The following is a 19,209-nucleotide window of genomic DNA, read 5'->3' as shown; positions in this document are numbered from 1 at the left end:
TGCTTGATGACATTACTATTTCGTCAAACAAGCTTTCTATCAATCAAGAAGCATTCTGCCATAGAGAGCGCTGTCGAATGCCATATGAATAAAACCATAAAGTAACACTTAGTTAAATATGTCGTGTATTCACAACGTATTCTAAGTGATTTAAGCGTAGTAATCTACAATTGATACATTTTTGTTAATTAATTAACTGTTTTTTACGGTAAGTAAGTCTATCTCATGTGATTAAAAATGCTGCGATGCGGCATTTTTATCAATTTCAATCTGCTTTCTAAATGCATTGGAACGTGGCTTGCCGACCGCTCTTGCTATGATCTCAAGGTGTATTTGTATTACCAGTGCGTCCTGAGTGTGTCTGATTGCAAAATAAAGTGATTTGGCTTTTATATTAGTTCAATTCTGTAATTTGCCAATCAGATACAGATGTCGCGGCAAAAATCCGTTGTTTTGCTGTGCGTCTGCACAGGTCTGGAGTTTTCTGATTGGCGGCATTCATCTGTCGCTGCGATTCTCGGTCGCGCCACTGGCGGCAGAATAAGTGAAGTCTGCTTTTGTCATTTATGCCGCTTGAGACGCCTGAGCCATGTTAGAATCAAGAGTTAAACGTCAATATAGTTAGGGGCTTTAATAATGCAGTCTCAGCGATTTGGTGGCTCCCGCCTGAACAGGCGTGCGAACTGGCAGACTGGCTGATATTTACCTGCATTACCCTGTATATGGATGTTGCCAATTAACCAAGCTCTAATTTGCCGGCCTGCCAATGGATCAATTCGCAAAAGAAACACTCCCGATTTCCCTTGAAGAAGAAATGCGCAAAAGCTACCTCGATTACGCGATGAGCGTGATTGTCGGGCGGGCTTTGCCGGACGTGCGTGATGGCTTAAAGCCAGTGCATCGCCGCGTGCTGTTCGCGATGCATGAAATGAATAACGTCTACAACCGCCCGTTTGTAAAATGCGCGCGCGTGGTGGGTGAAGTCATGGGTAAGTATCACCCGCACGGTGATGCTTCCATTTACGACACACTGGTTCGTATGGCGCAGGACTTCTCGCTGCGTTACACCCTGGTCGATGGTCAGGGTAACTTCGGTTCTATCGACGGCGATAATGCGGCGGCGATGCGTTATACCGAGTGCCGTCTGGATAAGATCGCTAATGAAATTCTGGCGGACATAGAAAAGGAAACAGTCGATTTCGTTCCTAACTATGATGGCAAAGAAAAAGAGCCTTCTGTACTGCCTACCCGCATTCCAAATCTGCTGATCAATGGTGCTTCCGGTATTGCTGTGGGTATGGCGACGAATATTCCACCACATAATATTACCGAGACCATCAATGGTGCCCTGCATGTCCTGCGCAATCCGGAATGTACGATCGATGAATTGATCGAGATCATCCCTGCGCCAGACTTTCCTACCGGCGGCATTATCTATGGTGTATCCGGTGTGCGCGATGGTTACCGCACTGGCCGTGGTCGCGTGGTTATGCGCGCCAAGACTCACTTTGAAGAGTTTGGCAAAGACAATCGCACGGCGCTGATCGTTGATGAGTTGCCTTTCCAGGTCAATAAGAAATCGCTGCTGGAACGTATCGCTGAACTGGTACGTGACAAAAAGCTCGATGGTATTTCCGATATCCGCGACGAATCCGATAAATCCGGTATGCGCGTTGTGATCGAACTCAAGCGCGGCGAAGTACCGGATGTCGTACTGAATAATCTGTACAAGCAGACCCAGTTGCAAGACACATTCGGTATGAATATGGTGGCGCTGGTCAATGGCCAGCCTAAGTTGCTGAACCTGAAGGAAATGCTGTCCTGCTTCCTGTCGCATCGTCGTGAAGTAGTGACGCGCCGCACTGTGTTCGAATTACGCAAAGCACGCGAACGCGGTCATGTGCTGGAAGGCCTGGCAGTTGCGTTGGCGAATATCGATGACTTCATCGCGATTATCAAAGCAGCGCCGACACCGCCGATTGCGAAACAGGAATTGATGACACGTGCCTGGGACAGCTCCATGGTACGTGAAATGCTGACTCGCACCGCGGCTGATAATCCGGGTGGCATTGAGGCATTCCGTCCTGAAAACCTGCCTAAGCATTATGGCATTCAGCCTGATGGTCTGTACAAACTGTCTGACGACCAGGCGCAGGAAATCCTGCAGATGCGTCTGCAACGCCTGACCGGTCTGGAGCAGGATAAGATCGTCAATGAATACAAAGACGTGATGGCTGAAATCGCCGATTTGCTGGATATCCTGTCTAAGCCTGAACGTGTCACAGTCATCATCACCGATGAACTGACCGTGGCGCGTAATGAATACGGCGAAGGCAATAAAGATGTGCGCCGCTCTGAAATTACACACAATGCGACCGATCTCGAAACCGAAGATCTGATCACGCCGCAAGACATGGTGGTGACCTTGTCGCACACCGGTTATATGAAGTCTCAGCCTTTGTCTGAGTACCGTGCGCAGAAGCGCGGTGGCCGTGGCAAGCAGGCGACGGCAACTAAGGATGATGACTGGATCGAACAGCTGTTCGTCGCCAATACCCATGATTACATCCTGTGCTTCAGTAACCGTGGCCGTCTGTACTGGCTTAAGGTGTGGGAAGTACCACAAGGTTCGCGCACTTCGCGCGGCAAGCCTATCGTGAATATGTTCCCGCTGCAGGATGGTGAAAAAATTACCGTGATTCTGCCTTTGTCGGGCGACAACCGCAGCTTCCCTGAAGACCATTACGTGTTCATGTCTACCAGCCTTGGTACCGTGAAGAAAACACCGTTGACTGACTTCAGTAATCCACGTAAGGCCGGCATTATTGCAGTCGATCTGGATGATGGCGACTTCCTGATCGGTGCTGCGCTGACCGATGGTAAGCACGATGTCATGCTGTTCTCTGACGCCGGTAAAGCGGTGCGCTTCGATGAAAACGATGTGCGTCCTATGGGCCGTACTGCACGCGGCGTGCGGGGTATGAACCTGGATGAAGGTCAGCAGGTCATCGCATTGCTGGTCGCTGAAAATGAACAGCAATCGGTGCTGACTGCCACCGAGAATGGCTTTGGTAAACGTACTCCGATTACCGAATACACCCGTCATGGACGCGGTACCAAAGGCATGATCGCGATTCAGACTTCTGAACGCAACGGCAAAGTGGTGGCAGCGACACTGGTGGATACCAGCGATGAAATCATGCTCATCACTACCGGCGGTGTGCTGATCCGTACCCGTGTCTCGGAAATTCGTGAAATGGGCCGTGCTACCCAAGGCGTGACTCTGATTGCGGTGGAAGATGGCACCAGCTTGTCCGGCCTGCAGCGTATCGTTGAAACTGATGCGGATCAGGACGTACTGGATGCGCCAGCTGCGGCCGATGGTGGCGCGTCTGACGAGGCCGATACGGCGGAGTAAATCATGACGACCATCTACAATTTCTCAGCTGGCCCTGCGGTGTTACCTAAAGAAGTGTTGCAGCAGGCTGCTGCAGAAATGCTGGACTGGCATGGCAGTGGCATGTCGGTCATGGAGATGAGTCATCGTGGTGCCGAGTTCATGTCCATCATGGACGCTGCCCAACAGGACTTACGTGATTTGCTGGCGGTGCCGGCGAATTACCAAATCCTGTTCCTGCAGGGTGGCGGACTCGGCGAAAATGCGATTGTGCCCATGAACCTGATGGGCGCATCACCTGATGCGACAATAGACGTTTTGCATACCGGTTCCTGGAGTGGCAAGTCACTCAAGGAAGCGCAAAAGTATGGCAAGGTCAATGTCGTTGCGTCAGCCGCAGACAATGGTTTTACTGCCATACCTGCGCGTGACAGCTGGCGCTTAAGTAAAGACGCCGCCTATGTGCATGTCTGTACCAATGAAACTATAGACGGCATAGAATTTCACACCACGCCAGATGTGAGTCTGGAGACCAATGGCGCGCCGCTGGTCGCCGATATGTCTTCCCATATTTTGTCGCGTGAAATTGATGTGTCACGCTATGGTGTGATTTTTGGCGGTGCGCAGAAAAACATCGGCCCGGCCGGTCTGACCATCGCCATTGTGCGTGATGATTTGTTGGGACGTGCGCTGCCTTACTGCCCATCTGCTTTTGACTGGAAGACCATTGCTGACAATGGCTCTATGTATAACACCCCGCCGACCTATGCGATCTACATCGCAGGCCTGGTGTTCCAATGGCTGAAGCGCCAGGGTGGTGTAGCTGCGATGGAGCAGCGTAATATCGCCAAAGCTAAGCTGTTGTATGATTATCTGGATTCCACCGATTTTTACGCAAACCGCGTGGTGCATGATTGCCGCTCCCGCATGAATATCCCTTTCTATCTGCGCGATGAGTCGCTGAATACAGAATTCCTGAACGCTGCCAAAGCACAGGGCTTACTGCAATTGAAGGGACATAAATCAGTAGGCGGTATGCGTGCTTCTATCTATAACGCAATGCCACTGGAAGGCGTACAGGCGCTGGTGGCATTCATGCAGGAATTTGCGCAAACGCATTCCTGATGTTGTGGGACTTACGCTGTATCTCAATTAACCTGAGAGCAGCTTATATTCACGCCGCTAACCTGCATTGTGCTGTGGTGCGAACTGAGTCCCGGATTTCTGTCCTCAACCGGCAGCCCTTTCTGAGCATGGCATACCCATCACCTGGAAACCGTGGCGCTGCTGAACCAGACCAAAAGACTGGCGAGGCAATCGAAACTTGAAGGAGCAGGCCATGCCTGCTCTGCATTATTCATAAAAAGCAGGACTGACGAAAAACTGTTCCGGCAAGGCTTGGCGACGCAGGCAGTACACATGTACGATAAAGCGCCATAACGCTGCCGGGGCTGTTTGGGGTAAGTCCTGTAACGGTTTTTAGGTCATGTATGAGCGATAATAAATTACTCCCTTTGCGTCTGAAAATTGACGCTATCGATGCCCAGATTCTGGACTTGCTGAATCAGCGTGCCCGCGTGGCGGAAGAAGTTGGTCATGTGAAGGCAGAAACCAATGCGCCGGTATTCCGTCCTGAGCGTGAAGCTCAGGTATTGCGTGGTGTGGCAGAGCGCAATCCCGGCCCGCTCGCCAGCGCCGATATACAACTGATCTTCCGTGAAATTATGTCGGCTTGCCGCGCGCTGGAACGCCGTGTGGTGGTGGCTTTTCTGGGGCCGGTTGGTACCTTCAGTGAGCAGGCGGTGTACAAGCAGTTTGGGCATGCCATACTGGCGTTACCTTGCGTATCGATTGATGAAGTATTCCGTGCCACTGAGGCCGGTACCGCCGATTTTGGTGTGGTACCGATAGAAAATTCTTCGGAAGGCGCGATTAACCGCACCCTGGATTTGCTGTTGCAAACCAGTCTTGCGATCAGCGGTGAGCTGGCGATACCGGTGCAGCATAGCCTGATGACACGCACCGGTAATATGGATGGCGTCAGCCGTATCTGTGCGCATTCTCAGGCGCTGGCACAGTGTCAGGCCTGGCTGAATCAGCATTATCCGCATGTAGAGCGGCAGGCAGTGGCATCGAATGCCGAGGCGGCACGCATGGCCAGCGGTGATGCGACGGTAGCGGCGATTGCGAGTGAAATCGCAGGTACTCAATACCAGTTGGGGATCGTCAGTGCACATATTCAGGATGATCCGCATAACCGCACCCGTTTCGCGGTGATCGGTCGCCTGCATACCACGCCTAGCGGCAAAGACCAGACCTCTATCGTGCTGGCGACACCGAATAAAGCCGGTGCGGTGTATCACTTGCTGGCACCGCTGTCCAAGCATGGTGTTTCCATGACCCGTTTTGAATCCCGTCCGGCCCGCACCGGCAACTGGGAATATTATTTCTATGTCGATGTCGAAGGTCATGTGCAGGATGAAAAAGTCGCCGCAGCGATGGCGGAACTGAACGACAAAGCAGCCTTCTTTAAGGTGTTGGGTTCTTACCCTTGTACTCTGTGAGCTGCGGATGACTGAACAAAGCAAAGTCTTTAAGAAAATTGCCATATTCGGTGTTGGCCTGATCGGCGGTTCGTTTGCATTGGGCTTAAAAAAAGCTGGCGTGCACGCACAAATCGCTGGTGTTGGGCGTAGCCAGGCTTCACTTGAAGTAGCTCTTGAGGCTGGCATCATCGATGTGATTGCCGCCTCGGTACAGGATGCCTGCCGTGATGCTGACCTGATACTGATCGCCGCGCCAGTCGCACAGACTTACGACATCCTTGTGTCCATCCTGCCTTATCTGGAAGCGCATACAGTAGTGACCGATGCTGGCAGTACCAAGGCTGATGTAGTGAGTGCCGCACGACAGGCGCTGGGCGATAAAATCAGCCAGTTTGTGCCCGCTCATCCTATCGCCGGTCGCGAACAGAATGGGCCGCAGGCAGCGCTGGCCGATTTGTATGCCGGTAAAAAACTGGTGATTACGGCTTTGCCGGAAAACAGTGCGCAGTCTGTCGGTCTGGTTGAGCAAGCCTGGCGTTATTGTGGTGCAGTGATTCATCATTTGCAGCCAGCTGAACATGATGCGGTGTTTGCCGCGGTAAGCCATTTGCCACATATGCTGGCCTATGCGCTGGTGGATGATGTGGCCAACAAGCCGCATGCAGAGCGTTTGTTTCAGTATGCCGCCAGTGGTTTTCGCGACTTCACGCGCATTGCCGGTTCGTCGCCGGAAATGTGGCGCGATATCACGCTCGCCAATCGCAGCGCTTTATTGCGGGAGCTGGATTCTTATACGCAGACGCTGGAACGGTTGCGAGGCCATTTGCTCCAGGCTGACGGTGCTGCAATTGAGGCCATGTATGCCAACGCGCAGCGTGCACGTCATAACTGGATTAATTCCATAGAAACGGCAGAGAAACAAAAAGTGGAGGGCGGTGACTGAGCGCTACTGCGCCTCTCACTCCAGCCGTAACACGACGAAATTTACAGACCAGATTATGAACCAAGCCATCAAACAGTATCCTCCTTACCTCGATTTATCACCTGTGATGTCGGTACAGGGCACAGTGCGCCTGCCGGGATCGAAAAGTATTTCTAACCGTACTTTGCTGCTGGCTGCATTGGCAGAAGGCGACACGCTGATTAAAGATTTGCTGGCCTCAGATGACACCCTGGTGATGCTGAATGCCTTGCAAAAGCTGGGTGTGCATTGGGAGCAGCAAGGCAGTTCGCAGGATTATCTGGTTAAAGGCTGCGCCGCTGCCTTCCCTCAGCATCATGCTGATCTGTTTATGGGCAATGCCGGTACGGCAATTCGTCCGCTGGTGGCGGCGCTGGCTGTGCTGGGCGGCGACTATACGATACATGGCGTGCCGCGCATGCATGAACGGCCTATCGGTGATCTGGTCGATGCGCTTAACCATGCCGGAGCGCAAATCGCTTACACCGGGCAGGCTGGCTATCCGCCGCTGCATATCCAGCGTGGCCACATTCATGCACAGCACTTGCAAGTAAAGGGTAATGTCTCTTCGCAATTCCTGACAGCCTTGCTGATGGCGGCACCGCTGATGGCGAAGACTTATGATGTGCGTATTGAGGTGCTGGGTGAATTGATTTCCAAGCCTTACATAGAAATCACACTGAATCTGATGCAGCGTTTCGGTGTCACGGTAGAGCGTGAAGGCTGGCAGGCGTTCGTTATCCGCAAGGGCCAGCGTTATGTGTCGCCGGGCGTGATTCATGTCGAGGGAGATGCTTCCTCAGCCTCGTATTTTCTGGCAGCTGGTGCGATTGCAGGCGGGCCGGTCAGGGTGGAAGGCGTAGGTCGGGACAGTATTCAGGGCGATATCCGTTTTGCCGAAGCACTGGAAAAAATGGGGGCGGTGATTACCCGTGGCGAGAATTGGATAGAAGCGCGTTCGGGTGGCGTACTGCAGGCGATAGATATGGATTTCAATCATATTCCTGATGCCGCGATGACCATAGCGATTGCTGCGCTGTACGCGAATGGCAGTACTACTTTGCGCAATATCGCGAGCTGGCGTGTGAAGGAAACCGATCGCTTGTCGGCCATGGCGACGGAATTGCGTAAGCTCGGTGCACAAGTGGAGGAAGGCGCTGACTATATGACCGTGACGCCACCGGCACAGATACAGCCAGCCAGTATCGCAACCTATGATGATCACCGTATGGCGATGTGCTTCTCGCTCGCCAGCCTGGACGGTAAGGCGCGGCGCGGCGCTGCCATGCGTATCCTGGAACCGCATTGCGTGGCTAAGACTTTCCCGGACTATTTTCAGGTATTCGCTCAGATTCATCATGAGGAATTGTTCTGAAGTACAATCCAGCCCTTTTCAGGGAACAGATTTAAAGGAATGCGTATGAACCCAGCTTGCATCGTCATCACTATCGACGGCCCGACCGCCTCCGGCAAAGGCACGGTCGCACACAGGGTCGCCAAACATCTGGGTTTTCAATACCTGGATTCCGGTGCCCTGTACCGCCTGACTGCCTTGATGGCTATCAGTAAAGGCGTTTCCTTGCAGGATGAGGCAGGCATCGCGGCGTTGGCGCGTACGCTGCCTTGTCAGTTTCAGCATGGTCACGTATTGCTGGATGGGCAGGATGTGACGGATGCGGTACGTGCTGAACAGATCGGCGTTGCTGCATCGCAGATTGCCGTGTTACCCCAGGTGCGACAAGCATTGGTAGAGTTGCAAGTTTCTTTCCGTGATGGCGTAGGCCTGGTGGCGGATGGCCGGGATATGGGAACAGTTATTTTCCCTGATGCAAGATTAAAAGTCTTTTTGACCGCCAGCGCCGAGGCCAGGGCCAGTCGCCGATATAAGCAATTGATTGAAAAGGGAATTGCTGCTAATATGGAAGACTTGGTAAAAGATTTGACAGAACGCGATGCAAGGGATAGTTCCCGCGCAACAGCGCCCCTCAAACCCGCGCCAGACGCCATCATCCTCGATACCTCTGAGATGAATGCCGAACAGGCAGTGCAGCAGGTGTTGGAATGGTACGCGGAAGCACAGCGAGCAATGTAGTGCTGGTTTGTGCGTGTAAGTCCCCATTGTAAAGGCAAGCTTGGCAATGGGTTGTTCAACCTAACCCGGTAAATAGGCGCTTTGTACTATTCCGGCTAACCCGTAAATATTATGTCTACAGTATACATGTCCCAAGATTTCGCAACCGGTGCAGACAGCTTCGCAGCTTTGTTCGAAGAGTCCCTGTCACGTCAGGATATGCGTTCCGGTGAAGTGATTTCTGCTGAAGTCGTTCGTATCGACCACAACTTCGTGATCGTGAACGCAGGCTTGAAATCTGAAGCCTTCATCCCTGTTGAAGAATTCAAAAACGACCAGGGCGACCTGGAAGTTAACGTTGGCGATTTCGTTTCCGTAGCGATTGACTCTCTGGAAAACGGTTTCGGCGACACTATCCTGTCCCGTGACAAAGCAAAACGTCTGGCATCCTGGCTCGCGCTCGAAAAAGCGCTGGAGTCTGGCGAGATCGTTACCGGTACAGTAAATGGCAAAGTTAAAGGTGGTCTGACTGTTCTGACCAACGGCATCCGCGCTTTCCTGCCAGGTTCTTTGGTTGACACACGCCCAGTTAAGGATACAACTCCTTACGAAGGCAAAACCATGGAATTCAAGGTTATCAAGCTGGATCGTAAGCGTAACAACGTTGTTCTGTCCCGCCGTGCTGTGGTTGAAGCATCCATGGGCGAAGAGCGTCAGAAACTGATGGAAACCCTGAAAGAAGGTACAGTGGTTACTGGTGTTGTTAAAAACATCACCGACTACGGTGCGTTCGTTGATCTGGGTGGCATCGATGGTCTGTTGCACATCACCGACCTGGCATGGCGCCGTGTACGTCACCCTTCCGAGGTGTTGACAGTTGGTCAGGAAATCACTGCAAAAGTATTGAAGTTCGACCAAGAGAAAAACCGTGTTTCCCTGGGCGTAAAACAATTGGGCGACGATCCATGGACAGGCCTGTCCCGTCGTTACCCAGCGAACACACGTCTGTTCGGTAAAGTAACTAACCTGACCGACTACGGTGCGTTCGTTGAAGTAGAACAAGGTATCGAAGGTCTGGTTCACGTTTCCGAAATGGACTGGACAAACAAAAACGTTGCTCCAAACAAAGTTGTTCAATTGGGCGACGAAGTTGAAGTTATGGTTCTGGAAATCGACGAAGAACGTCGTCGTATCAGCCTGGGCATGAAACAATGTAAAGCTAATCCTTGGGATGATTTCGCGATCAATCACAAGAAAGGCGACAAAGTACGTGGCGCGATCAAATCGATCACTGACTTCGGCGTATTCATTGGCTTGTCCGGCAACATCGACGGTCTGGTTCACTTGTCTGACCTGTCCTGGAACGAAACTGGCGAAGAAGCAGTTCGCAAGTTCAAGAAAGGTGACGAACTGGAAGCCGTTGTTCTGGCAATCGACGTTGAGCGTGAGCGCGTTTCCCTGGGCGTTAAGCAACTGGAAGGCGACCCATTCAACAACTACTGCGCAATGAATGACAAAGGTGCTGTTGTAACTGGTACTGTGAAGTCTGTTGAAGCAAAAGGCGCAGTTGTTCAGTTGGCTGACGACGTAGAAGGCTATCTGCGTGCATCCGAAATCTCCCGCGACCGCGTGGAAGATGCTGGTACACACCTGAAAGTCGGCGACGCAGTTGAAGCGCTGATCCTGAACATCGACCGCAAAGCACGTGGTATTCAGTTGTCTATCAAAGCAAAAGACAGCGCTGAAACTCAGGAAGCAATGCAAAAAATGTCTACTGACGCTAACGCAGCATCCGGCACAACCAGCCTGGGCGCATTGTTGAAAGCTAAGCTCGACAACAAAAACTAAGCTCAATCTCAGTCATCAGGTTTTATAAAATATGACGAAGTCGGAGCTGATTGCTCGTCTGGCAGAGCGGTATCCGCAACTGGTTGCAAAGGATGTGGATATCGCTGTTAAAACGATACTGGATGCAATGTCTGATGCGCTGGCAACAGGGCAGAGGATAGAGATCCGTGGTTTTGGCAGCTTTGCTCTGAACAGCCGTCCACCGAGAATAGGGCGTAACCCTAAGTCTGGCGACAAAGTGATGGTGCCTGAAAAGCGCGTCCCTCACTTCAAGCCGGGCAAGGAATTACGTGAACGTGTGGATGCCATGGTGGGGCAACCCATCCATGATGATTAGATGAGTTTGACAGCAACGCGATTGAGGTAGGTAAAAAACGGTGTATCGGTTTCCGATATGCCGTTTTTTTTCAGTACAATGCATTCTTGTCCATGACACGGTTATCATCACCATGACGGAAGGCTCAGTGCTGACCGGACTATGTCACACTCAGGATCAATGCAAAGCTAATTTGCTTTAGCCACACCATAATTGAAGGATGCGCTCATGAAGTATGTTTCCCGATTCGTCGCAATCATCTTATTCGTCCTCTTCTTCGGATTCGCACTGAAGAATGATCAGATAGTAACCTTGCAGTATTTTTTTGGGTATCAACAATCTGCGCCTCTTGTTATCATGCTGCTGCTGTTTTTCATTGGTGGTGCAGTGTTGGGTGCGCTGGCGATGGTGCCTATGATTTACCGTCACCGTCGTGATCTGTCACGCCATAAGAAGACCCTGGCAGAAATTGAGAAAGAGCGCGAGGCTGCCGCATTGGCAAGCACGCAAGCGCCACAACCTGATAGCATTCGGAATACCTGAAACAGATGGACAGAGGACATACGTCCAGGTCGCAACTCCCTAGAGAAATAAGAAAAAATGGAATTTGAAATTTGGTGGTTGCTCGGCATCCCCTTGTTTTTTGCTTTGGGCTGGATTGCCGCACGCGTAGATATCCGTCAGTTGATGTCGGAATCCCGCAGCCTGCCTAGTGGCTATTTTAAAGGGCTCAATTTCCTGCTGAATGAACAGCCGGATAAAGCCATCGATGCCTTCATCGATATTGTGCGGCTCGATCCTGAAGCGGTTGAATTGCACTTTGCACTTGGTAATCTGTTTCGCCGCCGTGGTGAAACTGAACGTGCGATCCGCGTGCATCAGAATTTGTTAGCACGACCTGATTTGCCGACTGAGCAAAAAACCCAGGCGATGTTTGAACTTGGGCAGGATTACCTGAAGGCGGGACTGCTGGATCGCGCCGAAGAAACTTTTAATCAATTGGTCGCAAGCTCGTTCGAAGCGCAGGCCAGAAGAGCCTTGCTGGAAATTTATCAACGCGAGAAAGAATGGGCGCGCGCCGTGGATGCAGCTTTTGCATTGCAGGAGGCCGGTGCTGGTGGTCGTCAAAAAGAAATCGCGCAATTCTATTGTGAAATGGCCCAGGATGAACTGGTGCACACGAACGCAGATGCAGCGATTGCGATGCTGGATAAAGCGCTGGCGATAGACAGAAACAATGTGCGCGCTACCATCCTGCTGGGCGATGTGTATCAGAAAAATGGCGATACCGAAAAAGCGGTATTGACCTGGCGTCGGGTTGAGCAGCAGAGTGTGCCGCATGTGGCACTGGTTGCGCAGCGCCTGATGGATGGCTACCGCAAACTTGAGCGTCCGGAAGAAGGTCTGAGCCTGCTCAGAAATTATCTGTCAGAAGCACAATCTATCGATTTGCTGGAGGTCGTGTTTAAGGCCAGCCTGGAACTGGAAGGGATAGACGCTGCGAATCAAATCGTGAAAGATGAATTGCGCCGGACCCCGACACTGCTGGGCCTTGATAAATTGCTGGATGCGCGTCTGCTGGACGCACCGATGGAGATGCGGCCTGAGCTGACCATAGTAAAGAATCTGGTACATGGCTATGCGCAGAAGCTGGCGCGCTATCAATGCTCGCATTGTGGCTTCAAGGCGCGTCAATTTTATTGGCATTGCCCTGGCTGCAGTCGCTGGGAGACTTATCCACCCAGACGTACTGAAGAATTGAACGTGATGAACTGAAGCGGCTGTGGTGCTGTGATGTAGTCAGAAAAGACTGATATCACCAGACCAGAGACGAGATCAATATTTTTTTAGACTGTGATCACAATATGAAAATTACCATTATTGGCACCGGCTATGTGGGCCTTGTGACAGGCGCTTGCCTGGCAGAATTAGGTAACGATGTCTTTTGCCTGGATGTGGATCAGCGCAAGATCGATATACTCAACAGTGGCGGTATCCCTATTCATGAGCCTGGCCTGGAAGAAATCGTGGCACGCAACCGCGCTGCCGGTCGCATCCAGTTTTCTACCGATGTAGCCGCCAGTGTTGCGCATGGTGATGTACAGTTTATTGCGGTAGGAACGCCGCCAGATGAAGATGGCTCAGCAGATCTGCAGTATGTACTCGCCGCTGCGCGCAACATCGGTAAGTATATGAACGGTTTCAAAGTGGTGGTCGACAAGTCCACGGTACCGGTCGGTACCGCAGACCGCGTTGCTGCTGCATTGAAGGAAGAGTTAAATCAGCGTGCTACGCAGGCGGAATTTTCTGTCGTTTCTAACCCTGAATTCCTGAAAGAAGGTGCGGCGGTTGAAGACTTCATGCGTCCGGACCGTATCGTCATCGGTTGTGACTCTTCTGCTCAGGGCGAAAAAGCACGCAGCCTGATGAAGAAACTGTATGCACCGTTTAACCGCAATCATGAACGTACTTACTGGATGGATGTGCGTTCGGCTGAATTCACCAAGTACGCTGCCAATGCGATGCTGGCCACCCGTATCTCATTCATGAATGAACTCGCGAATCTGGCAGACCATGTTGGTGCCGATATTGAAGCGGTACGCCATGGCATAGGATCTGATCCGCGGATTGGTCACAGCTTCCTGTATGCGGGTTGCGGCTATGGCGGCTCCTGCTTCCCTAAAGACGTACAGGCCTTGGAGCGCACGGCGCAGGAATACGGTCTGAATCTGCTGATACTGCAAGCAGTCGAAGCAGTGAATGCGAGACAAAAACAGGTGTTGGGCAGCAAGATACAGGCGCGTTTCGATAATCAACTGGTCGGCAAGCATTTTGCGATCTGGGGACTGGCGTTCAAGCCGAATACTGATGATATGCGCGCAGCTTCGTCCCGTGTGCTGATCGGTGAGTTGTTACGCAGCGGTGCCACAGTGGCCGTGTACGACCCGGTTTCTATGGAAGAGGCTAAACGCGTATTTGAACTCGATTTCTACGATGCGCCGGAATTGCTCGAAAACATACGTTACGCGAGCAATCCTATGGAGGCATTGAATGATGCTGATGCACTCGCGATAGTCACTGAATGGAAGGCTTTCCGTAGTCCTGACTTTGATCAGGTCAAAGCACGTTTGAAGCAGCCTGTTATTTTTGACGGACGCAATTTATTCGAGCCTGCTGTGATGAACGAACTGCAAATCGAATATCACGGTATTGGCCGTTCCGTACTCACGCGTGTTTGAGGTTAAGTGATGTTGCAAAAAGATAAGCGCATCCTGGTTGCCGGTGATGTGATGTTGGACCGTTACTGGTTTGGAGAGGTCAATCGTATCTCACCGGAAGCCCCGGTGCCGATTGTACGTGTAGAGCGGCGTGAAGAACGTCTGGGTGGAGCGGCGAATGTGGCATTGAATGCGCTCGCGCTGGGCGCTGGCGCAGCACTGATGGGTGTGATTGGTGATGATGAGGCGGGCAACTCAATCGAGTCCCTGCTGGAAAAGCATCATATTTCAAGTTATCTCAGCCGAGACTCGCAGATTTCCACCATTATCAAACTCCGGGTGATCGGTCGCCAGCAGCAACTGATACGGATCGATTTTGAAGAAAAGCCGACAGACAGTGTATTACGCGACAAGCTGAATCGTTTTAATGCGCTGGTGTCTGGCTTTGATGTCGTGGTGTTTTCGGATTACGCCAAAGGCAGCCTGGTCAATGTTCCGGCTATGCTACAACTGGCTAAGCAACAGGGGAAAATTGTCCTGGTAGACCCGAAAGGCAGCGACTTTTCTAAATATGCGGGTGCAGATTTACTCACGCCTAACAAGTCAGAACTTAAGCAGATTATCGGCGACTGGACATCCGAGGCAGACTTGCAGGAAAAAGCGCAGAATTTGCGCCGTTCCCTGAACTTGCGTGCCTTATTGTTAACCCGTTCTGAAGAGGGGATGACCCTGTTCACCGAAAACACGGTCACGCACGTCCCTGCTGTTGCGCGCGAAGTTTTTGATGTTTCCGGTGCCGGTGACACCGTGATCGCAACGATGGCTGTGATGTTAGCCAATGGCATGACGCTCGAGGATGCAGTGCATATCGCTAATCGCGCGGGTGGTATTGTGGTTGGTAAGCTCGGAACTGCCACAGTGACTGAAGCTGAACTGTTTCCCCAGTAGTGATTTGTATTAAAAATAGTAAAATTTAGTCAACCTTGTCGAAATTTCTGCGTTAATAGGGGCAGAGCGTTTTTATCGTTCTCCCGGTTGAGAAACCGGGTTCCTTGCTTGATGACAATGATGACTATTTAGGGAGTGATTCCATGTTAAAGAAATTATTCTTCGCAGTTGCTGCTTTGATGTTCAGTATGGGTTTTGCATTTGCTGATGTGGATGTAAATAAGGGAGATCAGGCTGCTTTAGATGGCATCAAAGGTCTGGGGCCTGCTAAGTCCAAAGCGATTATTGATGAGCGTACAAAAAATGGCAGCTTCAAAGACTGGGCTGATTTTGAATCGCGCGTAAAAGGAATTGGCGATAAAACTGGTAGCAAATTGTCTGAAGCAGGCTTGACTGTAAATGGCCAGGCTAAATCAGGCGCACCGGCAAAAGCTGCACCAGCGAAAGCTGATAAAGCGGCAAAAGCTGAGAAGGCTGATAAAGCTGAAAAAACAGAGAAAGTAGAAAAAGCAGCGAAAGCACCAAAAGCGGAAAAGGCGGAAAAAGCAGAAAAGATGGCTGATAAGGTCAAAGCTGATACTGCAGATAAGTCGGATAAATCCGCAAAAGCTGCAAAAGCTGAAAAAAATGAAGCCTCTGCTTCTGCCAAAGAAGGAAAAACCAAGTAATTTGTCTGGACCTGAAAATTGCCTAAGCCTCTGATGATATCAGGGGCTTTTTTATTAGCTTATTCGAAATTGATATAAGCCTTATTCGAGTTTCCTAAGTCAATGATTTTTCGGATGAATTTTTCGTATCAGTGATAACTGGTACGGGCTTTAGTCGTTTTTTGTCTGAGCTTAGACGTTTGCTGACTGCAAGTCTGGGCGACAAGCATTAAAATAAGCACTTACCTATCTGAGAATGAGACTATGTCCTATCTGACTATTGAAGATACTATCGGCAACACGCCTTTGGTTCGTTTGCAAAGATTGCCGGGTGAAAAAAATGCGCTGCGCAATAATGTCATTCTCGGTAAGCTGGAAGGCAATAATCCTGCTGGCTCAGTCAAAGACCGGCCGGCGCTGTCCATGATTAAACGCGCTGAAGAGCGCGGCGAAATCAAACCTGGCGATACGCTGATCGAAGCGACCAGCGGTAACACTGGCATTGCGCTGGCGATGGCAGCTGCCATGCGCGGTTACAAAATGGTATTGCTGATGCCTGAAAATCTGAGTATAGAGCGTCGCCAGAGTATGGCTGCGTATGGTGCACAGATTATCCTGACACCTAAAACCGGTGGTATGGAGTATGCGCGTGACCTGGCTGAGCAAATGCAAAAAGAAGGCCAGGGTGTGATTCTGGATCAATTTGCGAATCAGGATAATCCACTTGCTCACTTTGAAGCGACGGGGCCGGAAATCTGGCGTGACACAGGTGGACGCGTCACCCATTTTGTGAGTGCTATGGGTACCACCGGCACGATTATGGGCGTTTCTGCCTATTTGAAGAATCAGAACCAGGAGATACAGATCGTTGGTGCCCAGCCTGAAGAGGGCTCCTCTATTCCTGGTATCCGTAAATGGCCAGAAGCGTATTTGCCTAAGATTTATGACAAAGCCAGGGTTGATCAAGTGATCTCGGTTAGTCAGGCTGATGCCGAGCATATGGCACGCAGGATGGCGATTGAAGAAGGGATATTTTGTGGCATTTCGGCGGCTGGCGCCTGTGAAGTGGCTTTACGTCTTGCTGAAACTGTGGAAAATGCAACGATCGTGTTTATTGTCTGTGATCGTGGTGATCGTTATTTATCGACCGGCGTGTTTCCAGCCTGAGTAGTTGCCAGCTAAGTGGAATGTTAAATCAGCCAAATTAGCTAAATTAGCTATTTAACTGAAAAAAGCGTACAAGCCAAACACTTGTACGCTTTTTTTTTATGGCATCAAAGAAAAAAATACCGAAAGTGCTGAATTAGCAGTTTCGGTATTTTACCTGGACAATCCGCTAGGTGCGGATGGCAAGGCTTATTTATGCAGCGTCTTTTGGTTTAAACTGCTTGTCGCTGATACGGAACTTCGCACGACGGTCACCCATCAATTCGCGCAGTTCTTTGATGCTGACATCGCTGATTTCGTGCATACGGATCAGCAGGGATGCGCCAACCGGCAGACGGCGATGTCTGATTTTACTGATTACTGGAGGCGCAACTTCCAAAGCTCTGGAGAGTGCCGCATCGTTTTTTAAGTGCAATTGCTTGATCAGAGTGTCCAACAAATTGTTTGGATCGTAGTCGATTTCATCTGATTCAAGCTGGGTCAGATTTGCCATAATTACCTCGCTATCTAGTCTATTGATGCCTGATTTAATTGCTTCAATGAAATTAATCAAACGGTAATATTGTATCTTTAAAACAGAAATTGCTTATCAGAAAAATAGCAAAACATTGTTAAATCCCTTGACACGGGGAATGCTATTTACGCCATTGTGTCAATAAGGCAATAGTACTGTAGATCAATACAAGCTGAAAAGCAATTTACTTTTTTAATAGATTACCAATTGATTTCATTCGCTTTTTTTTACAAGCTAACAATTGCCTGTACCTGAAGTATTGGGCAAAATATGCTTGAGATCAATTGGTGAAAACGAAAGATATTGTTAAAAAAGTTTCGTAGAATTGCATTTATTGTTTCCGAATGGAAATTTATGTGCCACTGGCAATGCTCTGCACAATTGCGCATTTGGACCAGGATTTTTAGCAGTAGCGAGCCGTCTAAACAGGTAACAATGTAATAAAGTAACAATGACGGGCAATTACATTTGTTCCCGCGCCTGACGGATGACACGACCCAGATCGATCACAGACATTGCATAGAAGTAACTGCGGTTGTATTGGGTAATCGCATAGAAGTTATCTGTGGCAATCCAGTATTCTGTCGCTTCTTCCCCGTTTTGCAAGTCGATTAATCCTACCTTTAATTGCGGCGCAAGATCTGCGCTGGCACTGCTCGCTAACTTGCTTAATTCCTGATAAGCGTAACTTGCACGCAGGCCTTGCGACAGCACAGTGCGCAGTGCTTCTTTGTCGTCGCTGATCAGGGTGGCAGGGAAGGTGACGGGCATGCCCGGCTTCCAACCGTGTTCTGCGAGGTAATGGGCAACACTCCCGATGGCATCGATGGGAGAATTGGTCAGATTGATGCGCCCGTCGCCATCAAAATCCACCGCATATTTCCGTATGCTGCCGGGCATAAATTGCGGCCAGCCTATCGCACCTGCATAAGAGCCTTTGAAGGCAAACGGATCGACTTGAGATTCTCGCGCAATCAGTAGCATATGCATGAGTTCATCGCGGAAATACTGCATCCGTGTCGCTCTTGTTGGCGTTTCCGGGTAATCAAACGCCAGCGTGGTCAGGGCGTCCAGTACGCGGAAGCTGCCTGTGTGCCTCCCGAATATCGTTTCTACGCCTATCAGTCCGACGATGATTTCCGCTGGCACGCCATATTGCCGTTCTGCCCTTTCCAATGCCTCAGTGTACTGATTCCAAAACCGGACACCGGCTTCGATACGATAAGGCTCAACAAAGCGACTGCGATAGACTTTCCAGTTTTTAGGCTTGCCGGGAGGCGCTGGTTTCATCAATTGTTTGGCGGATTCCACATGCCTGACCTGAGAAAATAACTGCCTTAATTTTTCTTCATCAAAGCCATGTAAATTCACCATTTGGCTGATGAAAACTTCCACTTCCTTCCACTGCTCGAAGTGTACATTTTCCTGTTGTTGGCCCGGCGTGCTAATCGTGGGTTTAGCTGGTTTTTTGGAGACTTTTTTATCTGCGGCCAGGGCGTTGGGATGTAAGGAGCAAGCCAGTAACAGCGTCAGGCCAGAGAGGAGAAGGGAAGGGCGAGCGATCAACATGACATCC

Annotated in this window: 16 protein-coding genes; 14 read left to right on the top strand and 2 right to left on the bottom strand. The window is 50.5% G+C overall.

Features of this window, described 5'->3' with window-relative positions; all coding sequences use genetic code 11:
• Positions 1-766: 766 nt before the first annotated feature.
• From gyrA to cysM, 14 genes are all read left to right on the top strand, one after another.
• Positions 767-3,418 carry a DNA gyrase subunit A gene (gyrA, locus tag EYB48_RS15990; RefSeq protein WP_162021377.1) on the top strand — a complete coding sequence of 884 codons (2,652 nt, stop codon included), beginning with the start codon at positions 767-769 and terminating at the stop codon, positions 3,416-3,418.
• Positions 3,419-3,421: 3 nt separating this feature from the next.
• A complete protein-coding gene (serC, locus tag EYB48_RS15985) occupies positions 3,422-4,522 on the top strand; it encodes a 3-phosphoserine/phosphohydroxythreonine transaminase (protein WP_162021376.1) in 1,101 nt (366 codons plus the stop codon).
• Between the two features lie 365 nt (positions 4,523-4,887).
• Positions 4,888-5,961 (top strand): prephenate dehydratase, encoded by a 1,074-nt coding sequence (gene pheA / locus EYB48_RS15980; RefSeq protein ID WP_162021375.1) that lies wholly within the window; start codon positions 4,888-4,890, stop codon positions 5,959-5,961.
• A 7-nt stretch (positions 5,962-5,968) separates the two neighbouring features.
• Positions 5,969-6,886, top strand: coding sequence for a prephenate dehydrogenase (locus EYB48_RS15975; RefSeq protein WP_162021374.1), 918 nt, complete (start codon positions 5,969-5,971; stop codon positions 6,884-6,886).
• A gap of 67 nt (positions 6,887-6,953) precedes the next feature.
• Entirely contained in the window at positions 6,954-8,279 is a 1,326-nt protein-coding gene (gene aroA, locus EYB48_RS15970; protein WP_162021467.1) for a 3-phosphoshikimate 1-carboxyvinyltransferase, read from the top strand.
• Between the two features lie 45 nt (positions 8,280-8,324).
• Complete coding sequence (gene cmk / locus EYB48_RS15965) at positions 8,325-8,996, top strand: (d)CMP kinase (RefSeq protein WP_162021373.1); 672 nt, start codon at positions 8,325-8,327, stop codon at positions 8,994-8,996.
• Positions 8,997-9,122: 126 nt separating this feature from the next.
• Positions 9,123-10,823: a 30S ribosomal protein S1 gene (gene rpsA / locus EYB48_RS15960; RefSeq protein ID WP_162021372.1), complete on the top strand. Its 1,701-nt coding sequence runs from the start codon at positions 9,123-9,125 to the stop codon at positions 10,821-10,823.
• A gap of 31 nt (positions 10,824-10,854) precedes the next feature.
• A complete protein-coding gene (locus EYB48_RS15955) occupies positions 10,855-11,160 on the top strand; it encodes an integration host factor subunit beta (RefSeq protein WP_110256992.1) in 306 nt (101 codons plus the stop codon).
• 207 nt (positions 11,161-11,367) lie between these two features.
• On the top strand, positions 11,368-11,682 hold the full coding sequence (locus EYB48_RS15950; RefSeq protein WP_162021371.1) for a LapA family protein: 315 nt from the start codon (positions 11,368-11,370) through the stop codon (positions 11,680-11,682).
• A 57-nt stretch (positions 11,683-11,739) separates the two neighbouring features.
• Positions 11,740-12,915 (top strand): lipopolysaccharide assembly protein LapB, encoded by a 1,176-nt coding sequence (gene lapB, locus EYB48_RS15945; protein WP_162021370.1) that lies wholly within the window; start codon positions 11,740-11,742, stop codon positions 12,913-12,915.
• An 89-nt stretch (positions 12,916-13,004) separates the two neighbouring features.
• Entirely contained in the window at positions 13,005-14,378 is a 1,374-nt protein-coding gene (locus EYB48_RS15940) for a UDP-glucose dehydrogenase family protein (RefSeq protein WP_162021369.1), read from the top strand.
• Positions 14,379-14,387: 9 nt separating this feature from the next.
• Positions 14,388-15,305 (top strand): D-glycero-beta-D-manno-heptose-7-phosphate kinase, encoded by a 918-nt coding sequence (gene rfaE1 / locus EYB48_RS15935; RefSeq protein ID WP_162021368.1) that lies wholly within the window; start codon positions 14,388-14,390, stop codon positions 15,303-15,305.
• Positions 15,306-15,448: 143 nt separating this feature from the next.
• Positions 15,449-15,973: a ComEA family DNA-binding protein gene (locus tag EYB48_RS15930; protein ID WP_162021367.1), complete on the top strand. Its 525-nt coding sequence runs from the start codon at positions 15,449-15,451 to the stop codon at positions 15,971-15,973.
• Positions 15,974-16,216: 243 nt separating this feature from the next.
• Positions 16,217-17,119 (top strand): cysteine synthase CysM, encoded by a 903-nt coding sequence (gene cysM / locus EYB48_RS15925; protein ID WP_162021366.1) that lies wholly within the window; start codon positions 16,217-16,219, stop codon positions 17,117-17,119.
• A 193-nt stretch (positions 17,120-17,312) separates the two neighbouring features.
• On the opposite strand, the gene EYB48_RS15920 is transcribed toward cysM, so the two are convergent.
• Entirely contained in the window at positions 17,313-17,612 is a 300-nt protein-coding gene (locus EYB48_RS15920) for a hypothetical protein (RefSeq protein WP_110257001.1), read from the bottom strand.
• A gap of 483 nt (positions 17,613-18,095) precedes the next feature.
• Entirely contained in the window at positions 18,096-19,202 is a 1,107-nt protein-coding gene (gene mltB / locus EYB48_RS15915; protein WP_162021365.1) for a lytic murein transglycosylase B, read from the bottom strand.
• Between the last annotated feature and the right edge of the window lie 7 nt (positions 19,203-19,209).

Source organism: Cognatundibacterium crateris (assembly GCF_010078235.1).
GTDB classification, from domain to species: domain Bacteria; phylum Pseudomonadota; class Gammaproteobacteria; order Burkholderiales; family Burkholderiaceae_D; genus Undibacterium; species Undibacterium crateris.
The sequence above is the reverse complement of the archived record's forward strand: the minus strand, read 5'-3'. Positions and strand labels throughout refer to the sequence as shown.